Here is a 21,554-nt window from a genome sequence, read left to right on the forward strand (position 1 = left end):
GGCCAATGACCACGACGCTAGAGGGGCAACGAACCCGAAAGCCCCAAATGAAAACGGGCTGGAGACCTTGAGATCTCCAGCCCGCTTCACTGATGGTCGGGGAGACAGGATTTGAACCTGCGACCCCTTGGTCCCGAACCAAGTGCTCTACCAGGCTGAGCCACTCCCCGATATCCGGTGCTGCGCCAGGAACTGCCCTCGGGCCCGGCGAAGCGTGGGCGGATCTATCCGAGCCGCTTCCTTGAGTCAACGGACTCTTTCGCCCCTCCCTTCCCTCCCCTCCCCCACCCCTCCCGCTCCCTCGACTGTTGTCCTACCTACCCTTCAGGACGGGACAATGTTCACCCTCTTCACAACATCCGGGCCTTCCTGTACTTCCAAGGTGTTGCACGTTGATCCGCCCCTGTCCCCCCACAGAGGACCATGACTGCTCCCACTGTCCTCATCTCGGATGATGAGCCCCTCGTCGTGTCCGCACTCGCCCGGGAGGCCAAGCGCTCCGGCCTCGTCTGCGTGTCCGACACCACCTCCGAACATGTGCTGGAGCTGGCCCGCAAGCACCGGCCCGCGGTCATCATCCTGGACATCAACCAGCACCAGGACGGCCGGGACCTGCTCGCGCAGCTGAAGAAGGACCCCGTCACCCGCGACTCCAAGGTCATCATGCTCAGCGGCGTGGAGGACCAGTTCACCCGCCACGTGTGCTTCGAGCTGGGCGCCGACGACTACGAAGTGAAGCCGTGCGACCCCACCTTCATGGCCCGCATCGCCCGCATGGCCGCCGCCGCCGTGCGGCCCCCCGCTTCGCCCGAAGCCGCCTGACTCACTCCGGCCGCAGCGAACGGATGGCCGCCGCGCGGTCCTTCGCGCCAAACACGTAGCTGCCCGCCACCAGCACCGTCGCCCCCGCGTCCACCACGCGCTTCGCCGTCTGCGCGTTGATGCCGCCGTCCACCTCGATGTCCACGTCCAGCCCGCGCGCGTCCAACATCGCGCGCAGCCGGCGGACCTTGTCCACCGTGGACTCGATGAACGACTGCCCCCCGAACCCCGGGTTCACGCTCATCAAGAGCACCATGTCCACCTCCCCCAGCACCTCCTCAATCGCCACCAGCGGCGTGCCCGGGTTCAACACCACCGCCGGCTTCGCCCCCGCGTGACGGATGGCTTGCAGCGTGCGGTGCAGGTGGGGGCTCGCCTCCTGGTGCACCGTCAGCACGTCCGCGCCCGCCTTCACGAACGCGTCCACGTACTTCTCCGGCTCCACGATCATCAGGTGCACGTCCAGCGGCTTCGTCGCCACCCGCTTGATGGCCTCCACGATGGGCGGCCCCAACGTGAGGTTGGGGACGAACCTGCCATCCATGACATCCACGTGAATCCAGTCGGCTCCCGCGGCCTCGATGGCGCGGACCTCCTCGCCCAGGCGGCTGAAATCACAGGAGAGCAGCGACGGGGAGATGCGGACGGGGCGGGTCATGGCCGCGCTTCATAACCGCTTCTCGTTGGCCACGGTACCTCTGCCCGACCGGAGAGAGACCTGGCGGACAGAGGTGAACCCACCAGGTGGGGGGGCTGGGCGGCCGAGACACCGTGCGTGCTACAACCGGGTGCGCCCGCGGCCATCCGCCGCATCCCACGGAGCCCGCCCCGGTGCTTCCCCAGTCCGTGCCCGCCTCCCCCAACCTGTCCCGCCGGCTCGCGAAGCTGACGTCCATCCTGGACGTCGCCAAGGCGATGAGCGCCGAGCGGGACCTCGACCTGCTGCTGCCCCTCATCCTCTATGAGGCCACCAAGGTCGTGGAGTCGGACCGCTGCTCGCTCTTCATCCTGGACCGCGAGCGCGAGGAGCTTTGGAGCAAGGTGGCCCAGGGCTCCAAGAACGAAATCCGCCTCCCCATGGGCAGCGGCATCGCCGGCCAGGTCGCCCACACCGGCGCCGTCATCAACATCCCCGACGCCTACGCCGACCCCCGCTTCAACAGCAGCTTCGACGTCTCCAGCGGCTACCGCACCCACACCATCCTCTGCGTCCCCATGCGCGACGCGAATGGAGACGTGACGGGCGTCATCCAGGCCCTCAACAAGCGCGGCGGGCGCGTGTTCGACGCGGAGGACGAGGAGCTGCTGCTCGCCCTGGGCGCCCAGGCCGCCGGCGCGATTGAAAACGCCCTCCTCCACGAGGAAATCAACCGCCTCTTCGAGGGCTTCGTCTCCGCGTCCGTCGTCGCCATCGAGGCGCGCGACCCCACCACCGCGGGCCACTCCGGCCGCGTGGCGGACCTCACCGTGTCACTGGCCCGGGCGCTGGAGCACCACACCACCGGCCCGTATGCCCAGACGCGCTTCACCGCCGTGGAGCTGCAGGAGCTGCGGTACGCGTCGCTGTTGCACGACTTCGGCAAGGTGGGCGTGCGCGAGAACGTGCTCGTCAAGGCGGAGAAGCTCTACCCGCATGAGCTGGAGACGCTGCGCGCGCGCTTCCAGTTGGCTCGCAAGGACCTGCAGCTGCAGAGCTCCCGGCGGCGGCTGTCCGCCGTGGAGGCTCGCGGCCTGGCCGCCCTGCCCTCCATCCACCAGGAGGAGGACGCGCGGCTCGCCCAGGAGCTGGCGCAGCTGGACGAGGTGATGGGGTTCCTGCTCACCTGCAACAAGCCGACGGTGCTCGCGCAGGGCAACTTCGAGCGGCTGCTGGAGTTGGGCAAGCTCAGCTACACCGACGCGCACGACCATGGGCAGCCGCTGCTCCTGCCCCATGAAATCCAATCCCTCTCCATCACCCGCGGCACGCTGTCTCCGGAGGAGCGCCGCGAAATCGAGAGCCACGTCGAGCACACGTACCGCTTCCTGTCGCAGATTCCGTGGACTCGCGCGCTGCGCCGCGTGCCTGAGATTGCGTACGCGCACCACGAGAAGCTGGATGGCACGGGCTACCCTCGCGCCGTCCCGGAGATTCCCGTGCAGTCCCGGATGATGTCCATTTGCGACATCTACGACGCGCTCACCGCGAGCGACCGGCCCTACAAGAAGGCCGTGCCGCACGCGCTCGCGTTGGACATCCTCAAGAAGGAGGCGGGGTCCGGACAGCTGGACAAGGACCTCTTCACCATCTTCGTCGAGGCGGAGATTCCCCGCCGGGCCCTCAAGAAGGGCCCGGCGTAGGGCACTGCATCAGGCGCTGATGGTGTGCAGCCGGAGGCTGTTGATCTTGCCCGGCTGACCCACGGGCGCGCCGAACACCACCACCACGCGGTCGCCCCTGCGCGCGAGGCCTCGCGACACCAGCTCCTCCTCCACGCGGCGGAGCATGGTCTCCGTCTCCTGGATGGGCTCCAGCACGCGCGGCACCACGCCCCAGAGCAGCGACAGGCGGCGGCGCACCTCCTGGTTCGGGCTGAACGCGACGATGGGCACCGTGGGCCGGTAGTGCGCGAGCAGCCGCGCCGTCACGCCCGACAGCGTGAAGGCCGCGATGAGCGACGCGCCGCTGGCCTTGGCCGCCTCGCACGCCACGCGCGCGATGACGTCCGGGAAGTGCAGCGGCAGCCCCAGCGGGGCCTCGATCACGCGCGGCTGGTGCTGCGCGCGGGAGGAGGACTCGGCGGCCAGGATGATGCGCTCCATCATCTGCACGGAGTCCACGGGGAACTTGCCGCTCGCCGTCTCACCCGAGAGCATCAGCGCGTCCGCGCCGTCGTAGACGGCGTTGGCCACGTCGCTGGCCTCCGCGCGCGTGGGACGCGGGTTGTCGATCATCGAGTTGAGCATCTGCGTGGCCACGATGACGGGCAGGCCGCGCAGGTTGGAGCGCCGGATGATGTCCTTCTGGACGGCCGGCACCTCTTCCGGGGGAATCTCCACGCCCAGGTCGCCGCGGGCCACCATCACGCCGTCCGTCTTGTCGAGGATGGCGTCCAGGCGCGCGATGGCCTCCGGCTTCTCCAGCTTGGAGATGATGGGCACCGTGCGGCCCACCTCCGCCATGGCCTGGCGCGCGGAGTCCAGGTCCGACGGCTGGCGCACGAAGGACAGCGCGATGTAGTCCACGCCCGCCTTGAGGCCGAAGATGAGGTCCTCGCGGTCCTTGGGCGTGAGCGCGTCCGCGCGCACCGCCACGCCGGGCAGGTTGATGCCCTTGTTGTTCTTCAGCGTGCCGCCGTGGACGACTTCCGTCTTGATGAGCTGCTTCTTGTCCGTCTCCACGACGCGCAGCTCCAGGAGGCCGTCGTCCAGGAGGATGCGGTCGCCCGGGTTCACGTCCGCCGCCAGGTGCGGGTACGTGGTGGACACGATTTCATCCGTGCCCTTCACCGTCTCGTCGGTGGTGATGTGGAAGGTGCCGCCGTGCTTCAGCTCCGTGCTGCCGGTGATGAAGCGGCCGGTGCGGATCTTCGGACCCTGCAGGTCGCCCAGGATGCCCACCGCCTTGCGCACCTTCAGCGAGGCCGCGCGCAGCATGTCGATGTTCGCCTGATGCTGCTCGTGGCTACCGTGGGAGAAGTTGAGCCGGGCCACGTCCATGCCGGCCTCCAGCAGCGCTTCCAACATCTCCGGGGTCTGACTGGCCGGGCCGAGGGTGCAGACAATCTTTGCTCGTCGCATATGAGGCCGAACATCCGGCCCCAGCGCGTTTCGGTCAAGGAGTCACCGAAGGTGACCGAGCAGGTAAACCAGTAAATGTCCAGGCTGCTCGGCGTGCGCTCAACCGCGCAACAGCGTGCCCAGGTTCTCGCGCTCCCAACGCAGCGCGGCGGCGTAGTGCGGGTACGTGCGCTCGCGCTCGCGGAAGGCGCGCGGGTGGTGCACGCGGCGCCCGGTGCGATTGCTGCTGGGGAACAGCTGGTGGAGCATCTCGTGGAAGACGATGAACTCCACGAAGAAGGCGGGCACGTCCGGCTTGTCCAGCGCGGGGTGGATGCGGATTTCGCGCGTCTGGTGGTCGTAGACACCCAGGCGGATGGACTTGCGGCGGCGGCGCGGGGGCATGCGGCCCCAGCCGATGCGGGCCTGGATGGCGTTCTGGAAGTAGGCCTCGTTGACGCCGTTGTAGAGCGCCCGCAGGTCGAAGCAGCGGCCGAGCGGATTCAGCTCCGCGTCGGACTCCCGCCGCAGCTGGCGGATGAGCGGCTGCTGGCCCCGGATGTATTCGTCCAGCAGGGCGCCCGCGGCGCGGTGTCCCCGGCCCGCGTAGTCCGCCACCGCGCGCACGATGCCCTCGGGCGCGTCCAGGAACATGTGGTGCAGCCGCAGCTGGAGCACCTGCGAGCCGCGGCGGAAGGACACCATGGTGGAGCGGTTGTCCGTCACGGCCAGGCGCACCGGCATGCCCAGGTTCGCGCTCAGGCGCCACGCGAGCGACTCCGCGCGCGTCCACAGCTCCTCGCGCGACGCGGTGAGGACGCGCGGGGCTTCCTCCGCGACGCGGTTGCGCGGAGGCAGGGGCGCCTGTCCCTCCGGCACGCGCTGCGCGGAAGAGGCGGCGCGTTCCGCGGACGAGCCACGCGGGAACAGGGACATCTGGCGGAAGGCTTCGGGCGTCACGCGGGGGGCATCGTACCCGGCACTTCCCGAACCTCAAGGCCAGGGGCTGGACGCCCGTCCGCCTGTCGACCTGGCCCACACGCCGAGCGTGACACCCCGGGTTGAATCCGTCCCAGTGGCCCTGTCCTTCAGGGCAGGCCCGGGTCGCCATGGCGCGACTTGAGCAGCCGCTCCAGCCGCTCCGGCTCCATGCGCACCACGAAGGTCTTCTCCCGGGCATACGTCACCTGCCCGGGGGCAGCGCCCTTCAGCTTGCGCACGAACTTCACCGGCAGGTAGCTCACCTCCCCCCGCGGCTCGCCCTTCGCCCCCGAGTGGTGCAGCGCGAGGTGCGCCGCGTCCAGCAGCACCTCCTGGGACACCTCCGCGTTCTTCTCCAGCGGCACCACCACGTGGCTGCCCGGCAGGCCCCGCGCGTGCAGCCACAGGTGCCAGGGACGGGCCACCTTGAAGGTGAGCTGGTCATTGTCCTCCGAGCCGCGCCCCACCCAGATGCGAGCGCCGCCGTGGCCCACGTACTCCTTGAAGGGGAGCCCCCCCTTCGGGCCCTCCTCGCCCTGGACCACCTGGAGCACTTCGGCCTGCGCCATCAGCGCGGCGTCATCCATGGCCTCAATCTGCGTGAGCGCCGTCTGCGCGTGGGCGACCTCCCGCGCGAGCTCCGCCTCGCGGTGGCGGGCCTGCTCCACGCCGCGCAGGAGGCGCCGGTACTGGTGGAAGTGCCAGTCCGCCTCCTCCTTCGGGGTGCGCTTCGGGTCCAGCTTCACCTGGACCTCCTCCACGCCCGCCTCCGTATAGGCGGTGAGCGTCACCTGCGCCGCGCCGCGCTTGAGCCGGTGCAGGTTCTGCGCGAGCAATTCGCCCACCTCGCGGTGCTTCTCCGCCTCCGGGCCGCGCTGGGCCTCCGCGCGCACCTTCTCCAGCGTGCGGGAGGAGCGCTTCAGCCGCGCCCGGTACGGCTGCGCGAGCCGGCGGCGGATGGCGTCCGCGCGGCTGGTGCGGTCCTTCTGCCCGAGCACCCGCTCGGCGGCCTGGAGCTTGGGGAGCGTGTCCTCTTCGCGCGGCTCCAGGCGCGAGGGCTGCGCGCGCCCCTTCGCCAGCGCCTCCGCGGACACGGGCTCCGGCGGCGACCACTGCGCCCCGGGATAGAGGTTGCGCCGCGGGCCGAAGCCCTCCCCGGAGAGCATCAGGACGCGGTGGTTGTCGCTGAGGAGGAGCAGGCCCCCGGGCGCGCCCACCTCCAACACCAGCCGGCGGCGCACGTCTTCGCGCTCGAACTCCAGGAGGATGGCGCGGCTCTCCTCCAGGTAGCGCGCGGCCTGGAGCTTGAAGCCGGTGAGCTCCTGGCGCAGCCAGCGCTGGAAGGGGGCGGGCTCGCCCGGCGTGGGGAAGCGGTCTTGCGCGACGGACAGGCGCGACAGCTCACCTTCGGCGCACAGGCAGAGGACGACCGATCTGCCGGGGACGCGCAGCTCCAGGTAGGCCAGACGGGGCAGCGGGCACCACGCCTTCTGGGCCACCGCGCCCACCAGCCGGGCCGCGGCCTCCGCCACGACCTCACCGAACTCCACCGGACGCAGCGACATGGGCCCTCCCGGACGCGGGACGCGAGGAGGCAACCCCTGGCCCGCAAAAGAAAAACGGCCCGGCGGGTTTCGCCGAGCCGTTCACCGGACGTCAACCGACGTCCGTCATGACGCTGTACTTCAGGCTTCCGGCGTCGCCGGGGCCGCAGCGGCCTTGCTGGCGCTCTTGCGGGTGGTCTTGCGCGCGGACTTCTTCGCGGCGGCCTTCTTGGCCGGGGCCTTCTTGGCCGCACCGCGCTTGGCGGCAGGGGCCTTGCGGGCGGCGGTCTTCTTCGACGCGGTCTTCTTCGACGCGGCCTTCTTCGCGGTCTTCTTCTTCGCGGCCATCGGAATCCTCCGTTCAGTGTTGAGGCCCGCGAGGACGCGAGCCCTGCACCCACTTTGGACTGAACGTGAGTGCTTGAAATGAATGGTACGGGCGACATGCCAGTGTGTCAACGCATGGTGATGTATTGCAGTGCGCGGCGAGGCCGATTTTTGGCCTCCGGGCGCTTCGAACCGTTCTTGGGCGGTCATTCCGGGGGTCTGGCGCGTCGCGTGCGGGGCCGAATTTCCGGCTCCGGACGCATTTCGAGGGTCCGCGCTACAGGTCTGGATGTCCGCTGCCGTGCATCTGGCGCGCGCGCATCGCGTCGCTTCCCGTCCTGAAGGCGGCGACCTACGGTGCCCGCCCGCATGAGCTCCACCGCGCTGACCTTCCCCGCGTCCTTCACCTTCGGCGTCGCCACGTCCGCGTACCAGGTGGAGGGCGGCATCGAGAACGACTGGGCCCACTGGGAGCGGCAGGGGAAGTTGAAGGAGCCCCACGTGAGATGCGGCCGCGCGGTGGACCACTGGAACCGCTACGCGGAGGACTACGCCCTGGCGAAGGCGGTGGGGGCCACGGCGTTCCGGCTGTCGCTGGAGTGGGCGCGCATCGAGCCCGAGCGCGGCCGCTTCGACGCCAGGGCGTTGGAGGGCTACCGCGAGCGGCTGCTCCAGCTGCGTGCGCATGGCTTGCGGCCGGTGGTGACGCTCCATCACTTCACCCACCCCACGTGGTTCCACGCGTCCACGCCCTGGCACCTTCCGGAGAGCCTGGAGGCCTTCCGCCAGTACGTGCGCCAATGCGCGCCCCTGTTGGAGGGGCTGGACGCGCTCGTCATCTCCTTCAACGAACCGATGGTCCTCTTGTTGGGCGGCTACCTCCAGGGCCTGATGCCGCCGGGCATCACGGACGGGGCGAAGACGATGGCCGCGCTCGGGAACATGGTCCGCGCGCACGTCATCGCGCGCGAGGAGCTGGGTCAGCGTCTGGGCCGGGTGGAGCTGGGCATCTCCCAGAACATGCTCGCGTTCGCGCCGGACCGCTGGTGGCATCCCCTGGACCGCTCGCTGGTGCGGCTGGCGGCCCCCGCCTACAACCACGCGTTCCACGAGGCGCTGTCGTCCGGCCACCTGCGCGTGTTCATGCCGGGCGTGGCCTCCACGGACGTGCGGATTGAAGGGGCGCGCGACTCGGTGGAGTTCGTGGGCGTCAACTACTACACGCGCGCGCACCTGCGCTTCATGCCGCGCCCGCCCTTCATCGACTTCAAATACCGCGACCCGGAAGGGCGCGGGCTCACCGACATCGGGTGGGAGAAGCGGCCCGAGGGCTTCCTCCAGCTGCTCCAGGAGGTGAAGCGCTACGGCAAGCCGGTGTGGGTGACGGAGAACGGCATCGACGACCGGCAGGGAGCGGTGCGGCCGGAATACCTCCACACGCACCTGCGCCAGGTGCTGGCCGCGCGCGAGGCCGGCGTGGACGTGCAGGGCTACCTCTATTGGAGCCTGCTGGACAACTTCGAGTGGCTGGAGGGTTGGGGCCCGCGCTTCGGCCTCTACCACGTGGACTTCGACACGCTGGAGCGCCGCCCCACCCCGGCCTGCGACTACTTCCGCACCGTGGCCACCGGGCGCGTGCTGGTGCCTCCGTCAGCTCCGGGCACGGGCAGCGCGGCTCAGCCCAGCGCCGCGCGGTAGTCCACCTCGGGTTCCTCCAGAGGGGCCGTGGGGTCGGTGTCCGCGCCCGCGAAGAAGCGGCGCACGCTGTCCTCCACCGCCTCCGGCGAGTCCAGCCCGTTCACCTCCGAGCGGAAGTGCGCCGCGCCCTTGAGGCCGTGGGCGTACCAGGCCAGGTGCCGGCGGAAGGAGCGCACCGCGCTCAAGGGCTCCCCGACGAACTCCGCGTGGGCCCGGGCGTGCTCCAGCACCAGCTCGCAGCGCTCCTCCGGCGTGGCGGGCGGGCCGCCCACGAGCTCGCGGAAGAGCCACGGGTTGCCCAGGGCGCCCCGGCCAATCATCACGAAGTCGCAGCCGGTGCTGTCGAGCATGCGGTGCGCGTCCGCCACCGTCTTCACGTCCCCGTTGCCGATGATGGGCAGCTGGGGGAAGTGGCGCTTCAGGTCCGCGATGTGGGCCCAGTTCGCCTGGCCGGAGTAGCCCTGCTCGCGCGTGCGGGGGTGGAGGGCGAGCCCCGCGCACCCCGCCTCCTGGAGGGCCTCCGCCACCTGGAGGTAGTTGAGCGTGCGCGCATCCCAGCCCGAGCGGATTTTGCAGGTGACGGGCAGGCCGGTGGCGTCCCGGATGGCGCGGACGATGGCCGCGGCGCGGGGCACGTCGCACAACAGGCCACTGCCGGCGCCGTTGCGCACCACCTTCTTCACCGGGCAGCCCATGTTGATGTCGATGAGCTGCGCGCCCGCGGCCTTGCCCACCTGCGCGGCCTGGGCCATGGCCTCCGGTTCGCCGCCGAAAATCTGGAGCGAGTAGGGCTTCTCCACCCGGGGGTCGTAGCGCAGGTACTTGAGGGTGCGCTGGTTCTGCCGCATCAGCCCCTGGGCGCTGACCAGCTCCGTGGGGCAGAGGGCGGCGCCCAGCCGGAAGGCGATGACGCGGAAGGGGCGCTCGCTCACGCCGGCCATGGGCGCGAGGATGTAGGGGTTGGGGAGCGTGTAGGGACCCAGCTTCAGCATGCGAAAAAGACACCCTATACCCGGCGGGGAACAGAAGCGCGCGGGCCATGAGAACGGCCCTGCGCGAGTGGGGACCAACGGTTAAGGTCCCCCTCCATGTTCCGTTTTCGGCTCGGGAGCGTCCCCGTCCACGTCCACATGAGTCACCTGCTGTTCTCCGCGGTGCTCGCCTACAACTCCCTGCCGGTGCCGGGGAGGCACTCGGGGGCCGGGTGGCTGGGGGACCAGCTGGCCGACCCCTCGTCGCCCGGGCACATGGGCGCGGTGGCGACCTATGTGCTGTCGTGGATGTTCATCGTGTTCGTGTCCGTGCTCGTCCATGAGCTGGGGCACGCGGTGGCCTTCCGCTTCTTCGGCTACCAGCCGAGCGTGGACCTGGTCTTCATGGGCGGCGTCACCCGGCCCAACACGGACGCCCCCCTGCCCTGGCACAAGGACGTGGTGAGCAGCTTCGCGGGCCCGCTGGCGGGGCTGACGCTGGGCGTCCTGTGCTGGGCGGTGCTGCTGCAGGTGAAGGGCCGCTCGGAGGTGGCGGACTTCTTCCTGGGCAACTTCTTCTTCGCCAACATGGTGTGGGCGGTGCTGAACCTGCTGCCGGTGCCTCCCTTGGATGGCGGGCACATCAGCACGGCGCTGGCGACGCGGATGTTCGGGCGGCGGGGCTTCATCGTGTCGCACGTGCTGGCGCTGGGCCTGTGCGTGGGCGTGGTGCTGCTCAGCATCAAGAGCGGGGCCCTGTTCATGGGCGTCCTCTTCGCCATGTTCGGCTTCCAGGCGTTCCGCGTGCTGACGGACGTGATGCGCGCGCGCAACGAGGCGAAGGAGGAGGAAGGCCCCAAGGCCCAGGCCCTGCGCGAGGCGCAGCAGGCCCTGCGCGAGGACCGGCTGGACGACGCGTGGCGGCTGGGCAACCAGCTCCTGGAGACGGAAGGCATCTCCCCGGGACTCATCAGCCGCGCCCATTACCTGTTGGGCTGGGTGGCGCTGAAGCAGGGCCACGGGCGGCCCGCGCTGGACCACTTCTCCCAGGTGCAGGGCCAGCCGGTGGAGATGCACGCGGTGGCGGCGGCCTTCTCCCTGGTGGGGGATGACGCGCGGGCGGTGGGCTACTGGAAGCAGGCGTGGGGCGAGTCGCAGGACCGCACCGTGATGCACGAGTACGCGGGCGCGCTCATCCGCCTGGGCCAGGTGAACGAGGCGCTGCGGCTGCCCGGCGTGGACCCGGCGGCCGCGTTCCGGTGCGCGGAGCGGGCGCTGTTCATCCGGGGCGCCTATTCGGAGGCGGCGGCGGTGAGCGAGGCGGCGCTTCGCCACGTGCCGGACCCGGGCATCGCGTACGACGCGGCGTGTGCGTTCGCTCGCGCGGGCAATGTGGCCGAGGCGGTGCGGCTGCTCCAGCGGGCGGAGGCCCTGGGCTTCCGGGACGCGGCGTATGCCGCCTCCGACGAGGACCTGTCGCACCTGCACGGCCACCCCGCCTTCGAGGAGTGGCTGGCGCGGCTGCGGCCGGCTGCCTCGCCCTGAGCCGAGTGGCCACGCGGGAGGGCGACTTTCTCCCGCGAAGGGGCCGAGGGGCTTAGAGTCCCCGCCCGTCCCGTGAGCCCCTCGTCCCCTCCCGTGAAACCTTCCGCCGCGCCCGTGCGTACCGGGGACATGCCGGCATCCCCAGGGGCTCCCGGAGGAGCTTCCGGCGCCACGGACGAGGTGTTGATGGAGCGGTTCTGCCAGGGAGACGCGCAGGCGTTCGACGCGCTCTTCCAGCGCTATGCGCGCCCCGTCCAGGGCTACCTGGCGCGGCTGACCGGCAGCGCCGCCACCGCCGAGGACCTGGCCCAGCTCACCTTCCTGTCCCTGGTGCGCGCGCGCGGCCGCTATCAAGCGGGCGCCCGCGTCCGTCCCTGGCTGTACGCCATCGCCACCAACGCCGCGCGGGACCATGCGCGCCGTCACCGCCGTCCGGAGGACCTCACGCCGGAGGGCGAGCTGCCCCTCACCGCCGTGGCGGACACCCCGGAGCCGCGCGACGCGGGCCTGGAGCGCGCGGTGCAACACGCCCTGGCGCAGCTTCCGGAAGGCCAGCGGCTGCCCATCCTCATGCACCGCTTCGAGGGCATGGGCTTCGCCGAGATCGCCGAGGCCCTGGGCCTCACCGAGAGCGCGGTGAAGGTCCGCGCCCACCGGGGCTACGCGCGCCTGCGCGAGCTGCTCGCCCCCCTTCAGCAGGAGACCTCGCGATGACGCCCGAGTGCGAACGCGTCCTGGACTGCCTGGACGGCCCGTTGCCTCCGGAGCTGGCGTCGCACGCGGCCGGGTGTGAGGACTGCCGCGCGCTCCTGGACGGCTTCCAGGTCCTGGCGCCCCCCGCCGCCCGTCCGCCCCCCGTCCCCATCAATGAGGCGAAGCTCGAGCAGACGCGGCGCCAGTCCCTCACGGAGCTGGCCGCGCAGCCGCTGCCCACGCCGTGGTGGAAGGAGGTGGCGGTGCTGCTCGCCACCTATCTGGGCGTGGGGGTGGTGGGCCTGCTCGTGGTGGGCCGGAACGGGCTGCTGCTCAACTCCGCGTCGCCGCTGACGGTGGCGCTCGTGGCGCTGCTCATCGTCGTGGGCGTGGGCGGTGGAGCGATGGTGGCCCTGGCGCCGAGGCAGCGCACCTGGCCCTTCACGCTCGTGGCCGGAGGCGCGCTCCTGCTGGCGCTGGCGCAGCTGACCGGGCGCTCCGGCGTCCAGGTGCGGCCCTTCCTCGCCGGCACCCTGGGGTGCCTGGGCGCGGAGGTGGCGCTGTCGGTGGTGCCGCTGGCCCTGGCGCTCGTCCTGCTGTGCCGCTCCGCCTTCCAGCCCGTGCGCGCGCTGGCGGCGGGTCTGTCCGCCGCCGGGGTGAGCCTGCTGGTCCTGCACGTGCACTGCCCGGACGGCTCCGCGGGGCACCTGCTGCTGGGCCACGTGCTGCCGTGGTTCGCGTTGGCGGGCGTGGCGGTGCTCATCCGCTCGCGCCTGCCGTCCCGCTCGTACGCACCCTGAAGGCTCTGGAGCCGGCCGGGCGCTGGAGCCCTACTGGAGGCGCGACAGCGCTTCCTGGGGGAAGGCGCGCGCGTCCACCTTGGCGTGCCACTCCTTGATGCGGCCGTCCGGCCCGATGACGACGCCCACCCGGCGCGCGTTGGCGGCCGAGGCGTCATCCGCGGCCCCGTAGGCCAGCCCCACCTGGCGGTCCACGTCGCACAGCAGCGGGAAGTTGAAGCCGAACTTCTGGGAGAACGCCTGGTTCTCCGCCGGCGTGTCGAAGCTGATGCCCAGGATGACGGTGCCCTTCGCCTCGTACTGGGTCTTGTGGTCGCGGAAGGAGCAGCCCTCGGCGGTGCATCCGGGGGTGTCCGCCTTCGGGTAGAACCAGAGCACCACGTTCTTGCCCCGGTAGTCCGACAGCCGGTGCGTCTTCCCCGTCGAGTCCTGCACGGTGAACTCCGGCGCCACGTCTCCCTGCTTGAGCATGTGCGATGCCTCCTTCATGGGGTGGAAACGGGGGCGTCGTAGCACGCCCGGGGGGCGGGGAGCCGGGCACCGCTCGGGCGATGTGTGGAGTGGAGTGCAGGCGGACGGTGCCGGGGTGTGGGCAGCCTCAATTGGCTTGAAACCCACCGGCCGCCTCCGTTTAGTAGGTGCACCAAATGAACACCTCCGACGAACCTCCGCCTGCTCAGTCGCAGCGGACGGCCGCGCTCATGCTCTGGGCGCGCCAGAACCTTTCACGCCTCATCTACTTCCTGCTGGGCGCGTCCAACCGCATCCGGCTGCCGACTCCCTCGGTGCTGCCCATCGCGGGCGCGGTGGTGGGGCTCTACAGCGGCCTGGCCGCGGGCATCTTCTCCAACCTCATTGGCGTGATGAGCGGCATCACGTTCAGCGCCGCGGAGCTGGCGGCGGCCCTGAAGCCGCAGCGGCTGCGCACGTTGATGGAGGCGCTCTCCTCCGCGCGCTGGCACCTGGAGTACGCGCTCGTGGGCGTGCCGCTGGCGCTGGGCGCGCTCCTGCTGGCGCGGGTGATTGAGCCCGGCGGCCCTCGCGATGAGGTGAAGCGCCGCCTGCGCCTGCTCGCGCTGCTGACGCTGGGCGCGCTGTCGCTCTACTACCCGCTCGTGGGCCTGGCGGCCGTGAACGCCGTGTTCGGCCACGCGCACAACCTGCCCGCGGCGCTGCCGCACCTGCCCTGGTGGCTCATCCTGATCGCACCCACGGTGGGCGGGCTCGCCGTGGGGCGGCTCTTGCGCGACCGGCCGGAGACGCACGGCCATGGTCTTCCGGAGGTGGTGCGCGCGGTGAAGAGCGGCGCCAACGTGGTGCCGGCGGACCGCGGGTTGCTCAAGCTCATCGCGTCCGCCATCACCATTGGCAGCGGCGGCTCCGCGGGCCGCGAGGGCCCCATCGTCTATGGCGGCGCGGCGTTCGCGTCCAGCGTAGGGCGCGTGCTGGGCTTCAGCCGCAAGGAGCTGTCCATCCTGCTGGCGTGCGGCGCGGGCGCGGGCATCTCCGCGTCCTTCAACGCCCCCATCGCGGGCGCGGTGTTCGCCATGGAGATCATCCTGCGCGAGTTCGAGCTGCGGGTGTTCTCCCCCATCATCCTGGCGAGCGTGGCGGGCACGCTGGTGAGCCGGGGCGTGCTGGATGAGGCGCCGCTGCTCAACCGGGTCAACTACGAGCTGGTCAGCGGCTCGGAGGTGTTCGCCTACGCGGGGCTGGGCATCGGGTGCGGGCTGCTGGCGTTCGCGTTCGTGAAGCTGCTGCACGGCGTGGAGCACTTCTTCCACGGCGGCATGGGCGGGAAGCTGTCTCCGTGGCTGGGGAGGAAGCCCCTGCCGGTGCGCGCCGCGCTGGGTGGCCTCTGCACGGGCGTGCTCGTGTTCCTGAGCCCCACGGTGTGGGGCAGCGGGAACGACTACATCAACCTGGCGGCGGCCGGACAGCTGCCGTTCCTCTTCCTGGTGACGGCGTGCGTGCTGAAGCTCGTGGCCACGTCGCTCACCATCGGCTCGGGCGGCTCCGGCGGCACGTTCTTCCCGGCGGCGCTGATTGGCGCGATGGCAGGCGGCGCGTTCGGCACGCTGGTGCACTACTTCTTCCCGCATGCCACCGGGCCCAGCGGCGCGTACGCCATCGTGGGCATGGGCGGCGCGGTGGCGGCGCTCACGCGCGGCCCGCTCACCGGCATGATGATGCTGTACGAGCTGAGCGGCAGCCACGAAATCATCCTGCCGCTGATGGTGACGTGCACCATCGCGTCCGCGGTGTGTCACTTCCTCACGGAGCGCACGGCGCCCAAGGTGCAGAGCGACGAGGACCTGCTCGTGGCCACGCACGTGCGGGCCCTGATGACGGAGGTGCCGGCGGTGCCCGCGGGCACGCCGCTGCGCGCGCTGACGGACCAGCTGCTCACGTCCGAGGCGGGCACGCTGCCGGTGCTGGACACGCAGGGCAACCTCTACGGCACGGTGCAGGTGGAGCAGCTGCGCGAGGTGTGGCGGGACGAGTCCATGTACCCGCTGCTCGTGGCCAGCGACCTGGCGCGCAAGCTGCCGGCGTTGGCGCCGGACTCGGACCTGGCGCACGCGCTCCACGTGATGGACCACGAGGACGTGGACGCGCTGCCGGTGGCGCCCGTGCTGGGGCTGTCCCCGTGCGGACTCCTCACCCGCGCCGCCGTCCGGCGCTTCCTCTTCGCGCAGCACACCCGCGCGCACGCCACGGGCAACTATCCCGTCACGCCCTCCGAGGCGACGCACTGAGCGGTCGCCGAGGAGGTGTCCGGCCCGGGCGGCAGGGGGGCCGCGCGAAGGGCTGGGTCTGTCAGGAAACCCGGGGAGCAGGCATCCTTGGGCGCCATGTCCGAACCCGCCCTGTCCGCCCTGCGCGCCGAGCTGTCCTCCACCTTCCATGATGCCCGGGTGCGTCACATGGTGGCCCTGGGACGCAAGGCCCGGACGGACCCGGAGGCGCAGGCGCTGCTGGACGCGCTGGCCCGGGGGGACGCCTTCGAGAGGCGGCTGGCCCTGGCGGCCCAGTTCACCCGGCGCGACGGCGCGGCGGTGCTGAAGGCCACGGCGGACGAGTCCTTCCGCGTGCGGGCGCTGGCGTTCGAGCTGGTGTCCGTGGCCTGTGACGACGCCCAGGCGCTGGAGGCGCTGCGCATGGCGCACGGGATGCGCCGCGAGCAGGCCGTCATCCACCAGCTGCGCAAGCGCAAGCGGCACGCCGTCATCGACGCGTTCGTGGACGGGCTGGCGGAGCGCGGCGAGCACGCCACCTTCGCGGACACGGTGCCGCTGGCCTCTGAAGCAGTCCTGCGCCGGCACCTGGCGCGGGCGCTGGAGCGGCCCAGCTTCCGGTTCTGGGCGCGGCTGGCCCGGCACGCGCCGGTGGTGCTGGGCGAGGTGCTCCTGGAGCAGTTGCGCGCGGTGACGGGAGAGCCCGACCCCGTCACGCGGCAGAACATGGGGTGGGGCCTGACGTGGCTGGCGGAGCTGGCGCCCGACGTCGCGGAGACGCTGCTGGCGCTGCTGCTGGAGCGGGGCATCCCGCCGGACGAGCACGCCGTGCGGACCCTGGTGCGGCAGCGTCCCCTGCGCATGGTGGCGCTCCTGCGCCAGCATCCCCCGGCGTTCCTCCCCCACCTGCTGTTCGCGAAGGCCGTGGCGTCGCTGGACGCCGAGTCCCTGACCTGGGTCGTCCAGCGGGATCCGACGCTGCTGGGCCGCGCGGAGGACGTGCTGAAGGCGCTGCCGGAGGCGCTGCACCCGACGCTCACCGAGGCCTGGGCCGCGTCCGTGGAGCGCGCGCCCGCGTGGGGCACGCCGCTCCTCGCCCGCATCGTGGACCCGGCCGTGCGCGAGGGTGTCTACGCGCGGTGGACCGTGGGGGCGCGCAACCGCGACGGCGTCATCCCGCTGGAGTCCCTGCGGCACCTGCCGGTGGGCCTGCGGGAGCGTGAGGCGCGCCGTCACCTGAACGAGGTGGTGGCGCTGGGCACCCGCGCCGAAGCGCGAATCGCCTATGCGCGCTTCCTTCCCTGGGATGAGGCGCTGGGCTCGCTCCGGGGTGCGCTGGGGCATCCGGAGGCGGCCATGCGCGGCGAGGCACTGGGCGCCCTGCTGGCGCTGCCCGGCCTGCGCCCGGACGAGCCCGCGTGGGTGGCCCCCGCGCTGGCGGTGGTGCTGGCCCGGAAGAACGAACAGGACCCGGTGCGCGGGGTGATGCTGCAGGCGCTGGCCACGTGGCCCCGGCGGATGTGGCGCGCCGAGCACACCGAGGCCCTGGGCCGGATGCTGCGCGACGCGCTGGACGCCGCCGACCTGTCGATGGGCACGGCGCAGACGGCGGAGCGGCTGCTGGTGCGGGCCTTCGGCGCGGACCCGGCGTGGGGCGCGCAGTGGCTGGGCACCTTCCTCAAGGAGCGCGGGCGCATCCAGGACGCGGGGCTGGGCCACCGGTTGACGGACGACGAGGTGCGCCGGGCCGCGCCGTACCTGCTGAAGCTGGCGAAGGCCTGGGCGGAGCGCGAGCGCGGCGGTCCCCTGCTCCAGCTCGCGGCGAGCCTGGGCAAGCGCGCGGCGCTGGTGCCCGACCTGTCGGACTGGCTCGTCTCCGTGCGCGACGCCACACCTGACAACCGGCTGGCGCTGGCGCTGACCGCGTGGCTGGCGAAGGAGGGCCGGCCGCGCTTCGAGGCGACGCTCGCGGGCACCCTGCGGCGCTGGAGGGACCGCGGCTGGGACGACGAGGTGGTGGCGCTGGCGGTGGCCGAGAAGCGCGGGCTGCCCCTGCACCGGGAGCTGGTGGAGGAGCTCGAGCGCGTGGCGCTGCGGCTGGGCAAGCCGTCCGGGAACGCGCTGTGGGTGCTGCGCTACCGCGCGGTGAAGGACTTCGACCGGATGCTGCCCGCGCTGCTCAAGCGGGACGAGAGCGCCATCGCCATCCCGGTGGTGCGCGAGTACCTGCACCGGCGGCGGCAGGACCTGCTGGGGCCGTACCTCCACGCGCCGGTCATCACCGGTCAGTTCGCCACGGGGGCGACGCACTGGATCCTGCCGTTCGACTCGGGGTTCTTCCGGTGGAACGTGGAGCAGAACCGGGCGTACTCGCGCGCGCTCGCGCGGCTGTGCGAGGACCAGGAGCGGGACACGCCCACGCTGCTCGCGGCGGTGACGCGGATGGCGGTGCTCGACTGGGCGCCGATGGACGCGCTCCTCGCGCTGGCGGACGACAAGCGGCCCGCGGTGCAGGAGCGGGCCCTGCGGGTGATGGCACGGTGCGACCAGGGCCAGGGCGTGCCCACGCTGTTGGGGGCCCTGGAGGATTCGCGCGCGCGCATCGCCATCTACGGGCTGCGCCGCGCGTTCAACGGCATGCCCGTCACGCGGGTGCTGTCGCTGCTGGCGGAGGTGCCGCTTACCAGGGTCACGGTGGCCAAGGAGGTGGTGCGCCTCCTGGGCGAGCTGCGCTCGGACGCGGGCTACGCGCGGCTGCTGGAGCTGGACGCGCTGCCCCTGCACCGCGACGTGCGCATCGCGCTCCTGCGCGCGCTGTGGGACCACCTGGACCGCGAGCCCACGTGGGCGGTGTTCGAGCGCGCCGTCGCTGGCGAGGACGCCATCATGGCGTCGCGCGTGGGGGACATCCCGGCGGACCGGCTGACGGAGGCGCTGGATGCGCGGCTGTCCGCGCTGCTCGCGAAGGTGCTGGCGCGGCCGGAGCCGGATGCGCGCATCGACCTGCTGCGGCGCGCGGCGTGGCTGCAGGTGAAGGACCGGGAGCGGGTGTTCCTCTCCGCCTGCGGTGCTCGGCTGGCCTCGCCCTATGACGACGAGGTGCGCGCGGCGATGGGGGCGCTGGTGTACCGGGCCGACGAGCGCGACGTGGCCCTGATGGAGCGGATGCTGGAGGCGGTGGCACCGGACCGGCGCGCGCTGAGCGTGGCGATGGATGCACTGCTCCAGCCCCGGGAGCGGATGCGGCCCGTGCCTCTGCAGGCCGTATATGGACTGGTGACGGGGGGGCTGCTCACGAAGGACCCGTGCCTGGCGACGCTGCGCGTGCGCTGCGCGGCAGTGGCCCTGGATCCTCCGGCCTTCGCGCTCCACCTGGACGCGATGGGACAGGAGGGGTGGCTCCACGCGGACGCGCTGATGGCGGCCCAGGTGGCCGTGTCGAACCTGCCGGTGGACATGATGGAGGTGGTGGGCGGGCGCCTGGCGTGGAGCCCCAGCCCGGAGGCGCGGCGCGTGGCCCTGCACTGCCTGGTGCGCGACGCGGCGGACGGACGTGGCTGGACGGAGGAGCGGCTGGCGATGCTCGCCGAGTTCCAGCGAGACGCCTCACCGCTGGTAGCTGGGACCGCGCAGTTCGTGTTCCCGCCCCGGGAGATGGTGAAGGCGCCGCAAGGGACCTGAGTCCCCGGACATGGCGGTTGGCCAAACCTGTCCGACTGTCGGACAGGTTCGTGCGGGGCGCCGCCAGGGCTCAGGCATGGCCTGGATGTGACGCATCGCAGTGAGGCCGGGGGTCCCCTCCGTTCAGCGAGCGCACCGGGGCATCCGTGATGCACCCCGCTCCGCCTCGTTCGCGTATTGCTCCAGCTGCGCGGCGCGGTGGGCCACGGTGTGTTCGGCCAGGACCCTTGCCCGGGCTCGCATGCCCAGCTGGCGCCGGTCCGCTTCCGGCATCCCGAGCAGGTAGCGCAGCACGTCCCGCTCCGTGCGGGCGACCATCACCTCCTCGCCCAGCGCGAAGACGTCCTCCAGGCCTGGCCAGGGGTCGCAGATCAACGCCGCGCCACAAGCGGCGGCTTCGAACAAGCTCGCGCCCGGCGTGTGCTCCGCCTGGGAGAGCGCCAGCGTGAAGCGCTGCGCACCAAGGAAGCCTGCATGCTCGCGGGGCGACGGCGCGGGATGCCTCGCCACGTTGGCGGGCCAGGCGTCATCCACCGCGGACAACATCCCCGCGAGGACGAAGCGCCCCTCGGGCCAGCCTCGCGCGGCGCCGAGCAGCCATTGCTTCAAGAGCCCCCGCCGCTCCGCAGGCAATGGCCCCAGGTGGCCCAGGTCCCAGCGCGTCCTGCCGCTTCCGGGCGCGAAGTGCTCCGCGTCCACACCCGGGAGGAACACGCGCGCACGGGCCACGCCCCACTCGCGCTCCAGCTGACGCGGCACCGGGCCTCCGCTGGAACAGAGATGGAGCCGGTAGCCCGCTAACAGCTCCGGCGTCATGCCGCCGGGGTCCTCACGCAGGGCATGCCGTGCCAGCGTCCGGGGCGTGTCCCGGTCCCAGAAGACGGTGAGCCCGCCCGCCGTGTTCGTGGCCCAGTGGCTCACGTCCGCGACCCGCGGCACGTCCGCGTCCACCAGCACCAGGTCCGCGCGGCGCACCCTCGAATGGAAGCGCGCGTGGAGGTCCGCGAGGTCTTGATACGTCGCGACCGTGGGTGACGCTTCGGACCGCGTGCCTGGAGCCATGCGCTCCAGCAGGAGGACCGCGTGTCCGCGCCGCCGGAGCGCCTTGGCGAGCTGCCTCGGAGCCGTGCCCGCTTGCGCCTCGGTGCCAGGCCGGCACACCGGGCCCAGGAAGACCATGTCCATCCACTCGGGCCTCCTCACGCCCCCAGCCCGGCGGAGGGAGGAGCTCCCGCGCGCGGCAAGCCCCAGGGCTATCGCGCCCCGCATCAGGCGGACAAGCAGCCGTGCGCCGGGCCGCGTGAACTCCTCAACGGCATGGCCGGCGTCCAGCCCGCGCGTGCCACGAGGACGTCCGCGAGTGGACCGTGCCCCTGCCCTGGAAGCCAGGGGCCCATGGCGGTGTCGCGGCTACTTCGTCGCGGGCTCGGCCTTGATGGGAGGCGTGTTCCCCGCCGGGGCCGCCGCGGGCTTCGCGGCGCCATCCTTGCGCAAGGGACACGCGGCGATGGCACCTGAGACGTTGATGGCGTCCTTGCCCTCGTCCACCTTGAGCACCTTGCGGTCCTCGCCCACGACGAACGTGTAGCGCTTGGACACCGTCAACACCGGCATCTTCACGTCGTACGCGCCCACGACCTTGCCGTCCGGATCCGGGATGAACGCGAAGGGCGCCTTCAGCTCCGACTTGAAGCGCGTCAGCGTCTCCGCGTCGTCCGTGGAGAAGGCCAGCACCTGGCCCTGCACCTGCTCGATGTCCTTGTAGCGGTCGCGGTACGCGGTCAGCTCCTTCGTGCAGCCGCTGGTGAACGCCTTGGGGAAGAAGGCCACGATGACGGGCCCCTTCTTCACCATCTCCGACAGCGTGTAGGTCGTCCCCGCGGTGTCCTTCACCGTGAAGTCCGGGGCGGTTTCACCCACCTGGGGAATCGCTGCGCTGAGCCATCCGACGACGAGCAGGGAGTTGAGCATGCCCGGGACTTAACGGGCCCCGGA

The 21,554-nt window shown here is 71.7% G+C and carries 17 protein-coding genes and 1 tRNA gene; 8 read left to right on the forward strand and 10 right to left on the reverse strand.

Translation table 11 applies throughout. The features are described 5' to 3' along the window. Nucleotides 1-93 precede the first annotated feature (93 nt). Nucleotides 94-170: transfer RNA gene (locus NR792_RS21370), tRNA-Pro, on the reverse strand. 253 nt (nucleotides 171-423) lie between these two features. On the opposite strand from NR792_RS21370, the gene NR792_RS21375 reads away from it, so the two are divergent. Continuing rightward, on the forward strand, nucleotides 424-822 hold the full coding sequence (locus NR792_RS21375; protein WP_120559001.1) for a two-component system response regulator: 399 nt from the start codon (nucleotides 424-426) through the stop codon (nucleotides 820-822). 1 nt (nucleotide 823) lies between these two features. Here NR792_RS21375 and rpe read toward each other — a convergent pair whose 3' ends face one another. Beyond that, nucleotides 824-1,480 (reverse strand): ribulose-phosphate 3-epimerase, encoded by a 657-nt coding sequence (gene rpe / locus NR792_RS21380; RefSeq protein WP_375754524.1) that lies wholly within the window; start codon nucleotides 1,478-1,480, stop codon nucleotides 824-826. A 173-nt stretch (nucleotides 1,481-1,653) separates the two neighbouring features. On the opposite strand from rpe, the gene NR792_RS21385 reads away from it, so the two are divergent. Then, nucleotides 1,654-3,162, forward strand: coding sequence for an HD domain-containing phosphohydrolase (locus tag NR792_RS21385; RefSeq protein WP_375754525.1), 1,509 nt, complete (start codon nucleotides 1,654-1,656; stop codon nucleotides 3,160-3,162). Between the two features lie 9 nt (nucleotides 3,163-3,171). Here NR792_RS21385 and pyk read toward each other — a convergent pair whose 3' ends face one another. From pyk to NR792_RS21405, 4 genes are all read right to left on the reverse strand, one after another. Further along, nucleotides 3,172-4,602 (reverse strand): pyruvate kinase, encoded by a 1,431-nt coding sequence (gene pyk / locus NR792_RS21390; protein WP_375754526.1) that lies wholly within the window; start codon nucleotides 4,600-4,602, stop codon nucleotides 3,172-3,174. 99 nt (nucleotides 4,603-4,701) lie between these two features. Beyond that, nucleotides 4,702-5,517: a hypothetical protein gene (locus NR792_RS21395; RefSeq protein ID WP_375761660.1), complete on the reverse strand. Its 816-nt coding sequence runs from the start codon at nucleotides 5,515-5,517 to the stop codon at nucleotides 4,702-4,704. Between the two features lie 152 nt (nucleotides 5,518-5,669). Next, nucleotides 5,670-7,127 carry an NFACT RNA binding domain-containing protein gene (locus NR792_RS21400; RefSeq protein ID WP_375754527.1) on the reverse strand — a complete coding sequence of 486 codons (1,458 nt, stop codon included), beginning with the start codon at nucleotides 7,125-7,127 and terminating at the stop codon, nucleotides 5,670-5,672. A gap of 120 nt (nucleotides 7,128-7,247) precedes the next feature. Next, nucleotides 7,248-7,454, reverse strand: a complete 207-nt coding sequence (locus tag NR792_RS21405) for an excinuclease ABC subunit A (RefSeq protein ID WP_120528607.1) — start codon at nucleotides 7,452-7,454, stop codon at nucleotides 7,248-7,250. Nucleotides 7,455-7,802: 348 nt separating this feature from the next. On the opposite strand from NR792_RS21405, the gene NR792_RS21410 reads away from it, so the two are divergent. Next, nucleotides 7,803-9,131, forward strand: a complete 1,329-nt coding sequence (locus NR792_RS21410) for a glycoside hydrolase family 1 protein (protein WP_375754528.1) — start codon at nucleotides 7,803-7,805, stop codon at nucleotides 9,129-9,131. Here the strand turns inward: NR792_RS21410 and dusB are convergent. Then, entirely contained in the window at nucleotides 9,110-10,123 is a 1,014-nt protein-coding gene (dusB, locus tag NR792_RS21415) for a tRNA dihydrouridine synthase DusB (RefSeq protein ID WP_375754529.1), read from the reverse strand. The genes NR792_RS21410 and dusB overlap by 22 nt on opposite strands. 96 nt (nucleotides 10,124-10,219) lie before the next feature. On the opposite strand from dusB, the gene NR792_RS21420 reads away from it, so the two are divergent. The 3 genes from NR792_RS21420 to NR792_RS21430 all read left to right on the forward strand — a co-directional run bounded on the left by NR792_RS21420 (nucleotide 10,220) and on the right by NR792_RS21430 (nucleotide 13,140). Then, the gene (locus NR792_RS21420) at nucleotides 10,220-11,647 is read left to right on the forward strand and encodes a site-2 protease family protein (protein WP_375754530.1); all 1,428 of its coding nucleotides are present in this window, start codon (nucleotides 10,220-10,222) and stop codon (nucleotides 11,645-11,647) included. Between the two features lie 186 nt (nucleotides 11,648-11,833). Further along, nucleotides 11,834-12,361, forward strand: a complete 528-nt coding sequence (locus NR792_RS21425) for an RNA polymerase sigma factor (RefSeq protein WP_375754531.1) — start codon at nucleotides 11,834-11,836, stop codon at nucleotides 12,359-12,361. Continuing rightward, nucleotides 12,358-13,140, forward strand: coding sequence for a DUF1109 domain-containing protein (locus NR792_RS21430; RefSeq protein ID WP_375754532.1), 783 nt, complete (start codon nucleotides 12,358-12,360; stop codon nucleotides 13,138-13,140). The genes NR792_RS21425 and NR792_RS21430 overlap by 4 nt, the downstream gene beginning before the upstream one ends. Nucleotides 13,141-13,170: 30 nt before the next feature. On the opposite strand, the gene NR792_RS21435 is transcribed toward NR792_RS21430, so the two are convergent. Continuing rightward, a complete protein-coding gene (locus NR792_RS21435; protein ID WP_375754533.1) occupies nucleotides 13,171-13,611 on the reverse strand; it encodes a peroxiredoxin in 441 nt (146 codons plus the stop codon). Between the two features lie 176 nt (nucleotides 13,612-13,787). On the opposite strand from NR792_RS21435, the gene NR792_RS21440 reads away from it, so the two are divergent. Together NR792_RS21440 and NR792_RS21445 are read left to right on the forward strand one after the other, a co-directional pair. Further along, nucleotides 13,788-15,899, forward strand: a complete 2,112-nt coding sequence (locus NR792_RS21440; RefSeq protein WP_375754534.1) for a chloride channel protein — start codon at nucleotides 13,788-13,790, stop codon at nucleotides 15,897-15,899. 96 nt (nucleotides 15,900-15,995) lie between these two features. Then, complete coding sequence (locus NR792_RS21445; protein ID WP_375754535.1) at nucleotides 15,996-19,559, forward strand: hypothetical protein; 3,564 nt, start codon at nucleotides 15,996-15,998, stop codon at nucleotides 19,557-19,559. 123 nt (nucleotides 19,560-19,682) lie between these two features. Here the strand turns inward: NR792_RS21445 and NR792_RS21450 are convergent, their stop codons facing one another. Next, the gene (locus NR792_RS21450; RefSeq protein WP_375754536.1) at nucleotides 19,683-20,744 is read right to left on the reverse strand and encodes a glycosyltransferase; all 1,062 of its coding nucleotides are present in this window, start codon (nucleotides 20,742-20,744) and stop codon (nucleotides 19,683-19,685) included. A 225-nt stretch (nucleotides 20,745-20,969) separates the two neighbouring features. Continuing rightward, nucleotides 20,970-21,530 (reverse strand): peroxiredoxin, encoded by a 561-nt coding sequence (locus NR792_RS21455; protein ID WP_375754537.1) that lies wholly within the window; start codon nucleotides 21,528-21,530, stop codon nucleotides 20,970-20,972. Nucleotides 21,531-21,554: the final 24 nt, after the last annotated feature.

The organism is Corallococcus exercitus, assembly GCF_042231735.1.
In the GTDB taxonomy this organism is placed as follows: Bacteria; Myxococcota; Myxococcia; order Myxococcales; family Myxococcaceae; genus Corallococcus; species Corallococcus exercitus_B.

What these genes read in the sequence shown, in the direction of transcription:
- NR792_RS21420 (WP_375754530.1), top strand. Translation starts at nt 10,220, where the DNA reads ATGTTCCGTTTTCGGCTCGGGAGCGTCCCCGTCCACGTCCACATGAGT.
- NR792_RS21450 (WP_375754536.1), bottom strand. Translation starts at nt 20,744, where the DNA reads ATGGACATGGTCTTCCTGGGCCCGGTGTGCCGGCCTGGCACCGAGGCG.
- NR792_RS21430 (WP_375754532.1), top strand. Translation starts at nt 12,358, where the DNA reads ATGACGCCCGAGTGCGAACGCGTCCTGGACTGCCTGGACGGCCCGTTG.
- NR792_RS21445 (WP_375754535.1), top strand. Translation starts at nt 15,996, where the DNA reads ATGTCCGAACCCGCCCTGTCCGCCCTGCGCGCCGAGCTGTCCTCCACC.
- NR792_RS21375 (WP_120559001.1), top strand. Translation starts at nt 424, where the DNA reads ATGACTGCTCCCACTGTCCTCATCTCGGATGATGAGCCCCTCGTCGTG.
- NR792_RS21395 (WP_375761660.1), bottom strand. Translation starts at nt 5,517, where the DNA reads ATGTCCCTGTTCCCGCGTGGCTCGTCCGCGGAACGCGCCGCCTCTTCC.
- NR792_RS21440 (WP_375754534.1), top strand. Translation starts at nt 13,788, where the DNA reads ATGAACACCTCCGACGAACCTCCGCCTGCTCAGTCGCAGCGGACGGCC.
- NR792_RS21425 (WP_375754531.1), top strand. Translation starts at nt 11,834, where the DNA reads ATGGAGCGGTTCTGCCAGGGAGACGCGCAGGCGTTCGACGCGCTCTTC.
- pyk (WP_375754526.1), bottom strand. Translation starts at nt 4,602, where the DNA reads ATGCGACGAGCAAAGATTGTCTGCACCCTCGGCCCGGCCAGTCAGACC.
- dusB (WP_375754529.1), bottom strand. Translation starts at nt 10,123, where the DNA reads ATGCTGAAGCTGGGTCCCTACACGCTCCCCAACCCCTACATCCTCGCG.
- NR792_RS21435 (WP_375754533.1), bottom strand. Translation starts at nt 13,611, where the DNA reads ATGCTCAAGCAGGGAGACGTGGCGCCGGAGTTCACCGTGCAGGACTCG.
- NR792_RS21405 (WP_120528607.1), bottom strand. Translation starts at nt 7,454, where the DNA reads ATGGCCGCGAAGAAGAAGACCGCGAAGAAGGCCGCGTCGAAGAAGACC.
- NR792_RS21400 (WP_375754527.1), bottom strand. Translation starts at nt 7,127, where the DNA reads ATGTCGCTGCGTCCGGTGGAGTTCGGTGAGGTCGTGGCGGAGGCCGCG.
- NR792_RS21455 (WP_375754537.1), bottom strand. Translation starts at nt 21,530, where the DNA reads ATGCTCAACTCCCTGCTCGTCGTCGGATGGCTCAGCGCAGCGATTCCC.
- NR792_RS21410 (WP_375754528.1), top strand. Translation starts at nt 7,803, where the DNA reads ATGAGCTCCACCGCGCTGACCTTCCCCGCGTCCTTCACCTTCGGCGTC.
- rpe (WP_375754524.1), bottom strand. Translation starts at nt 1,480, where the DNA reads ATGACCCGCCCCGTCCGCATCTCCCCGTCGCTGCTCTCCTGTGATTTC.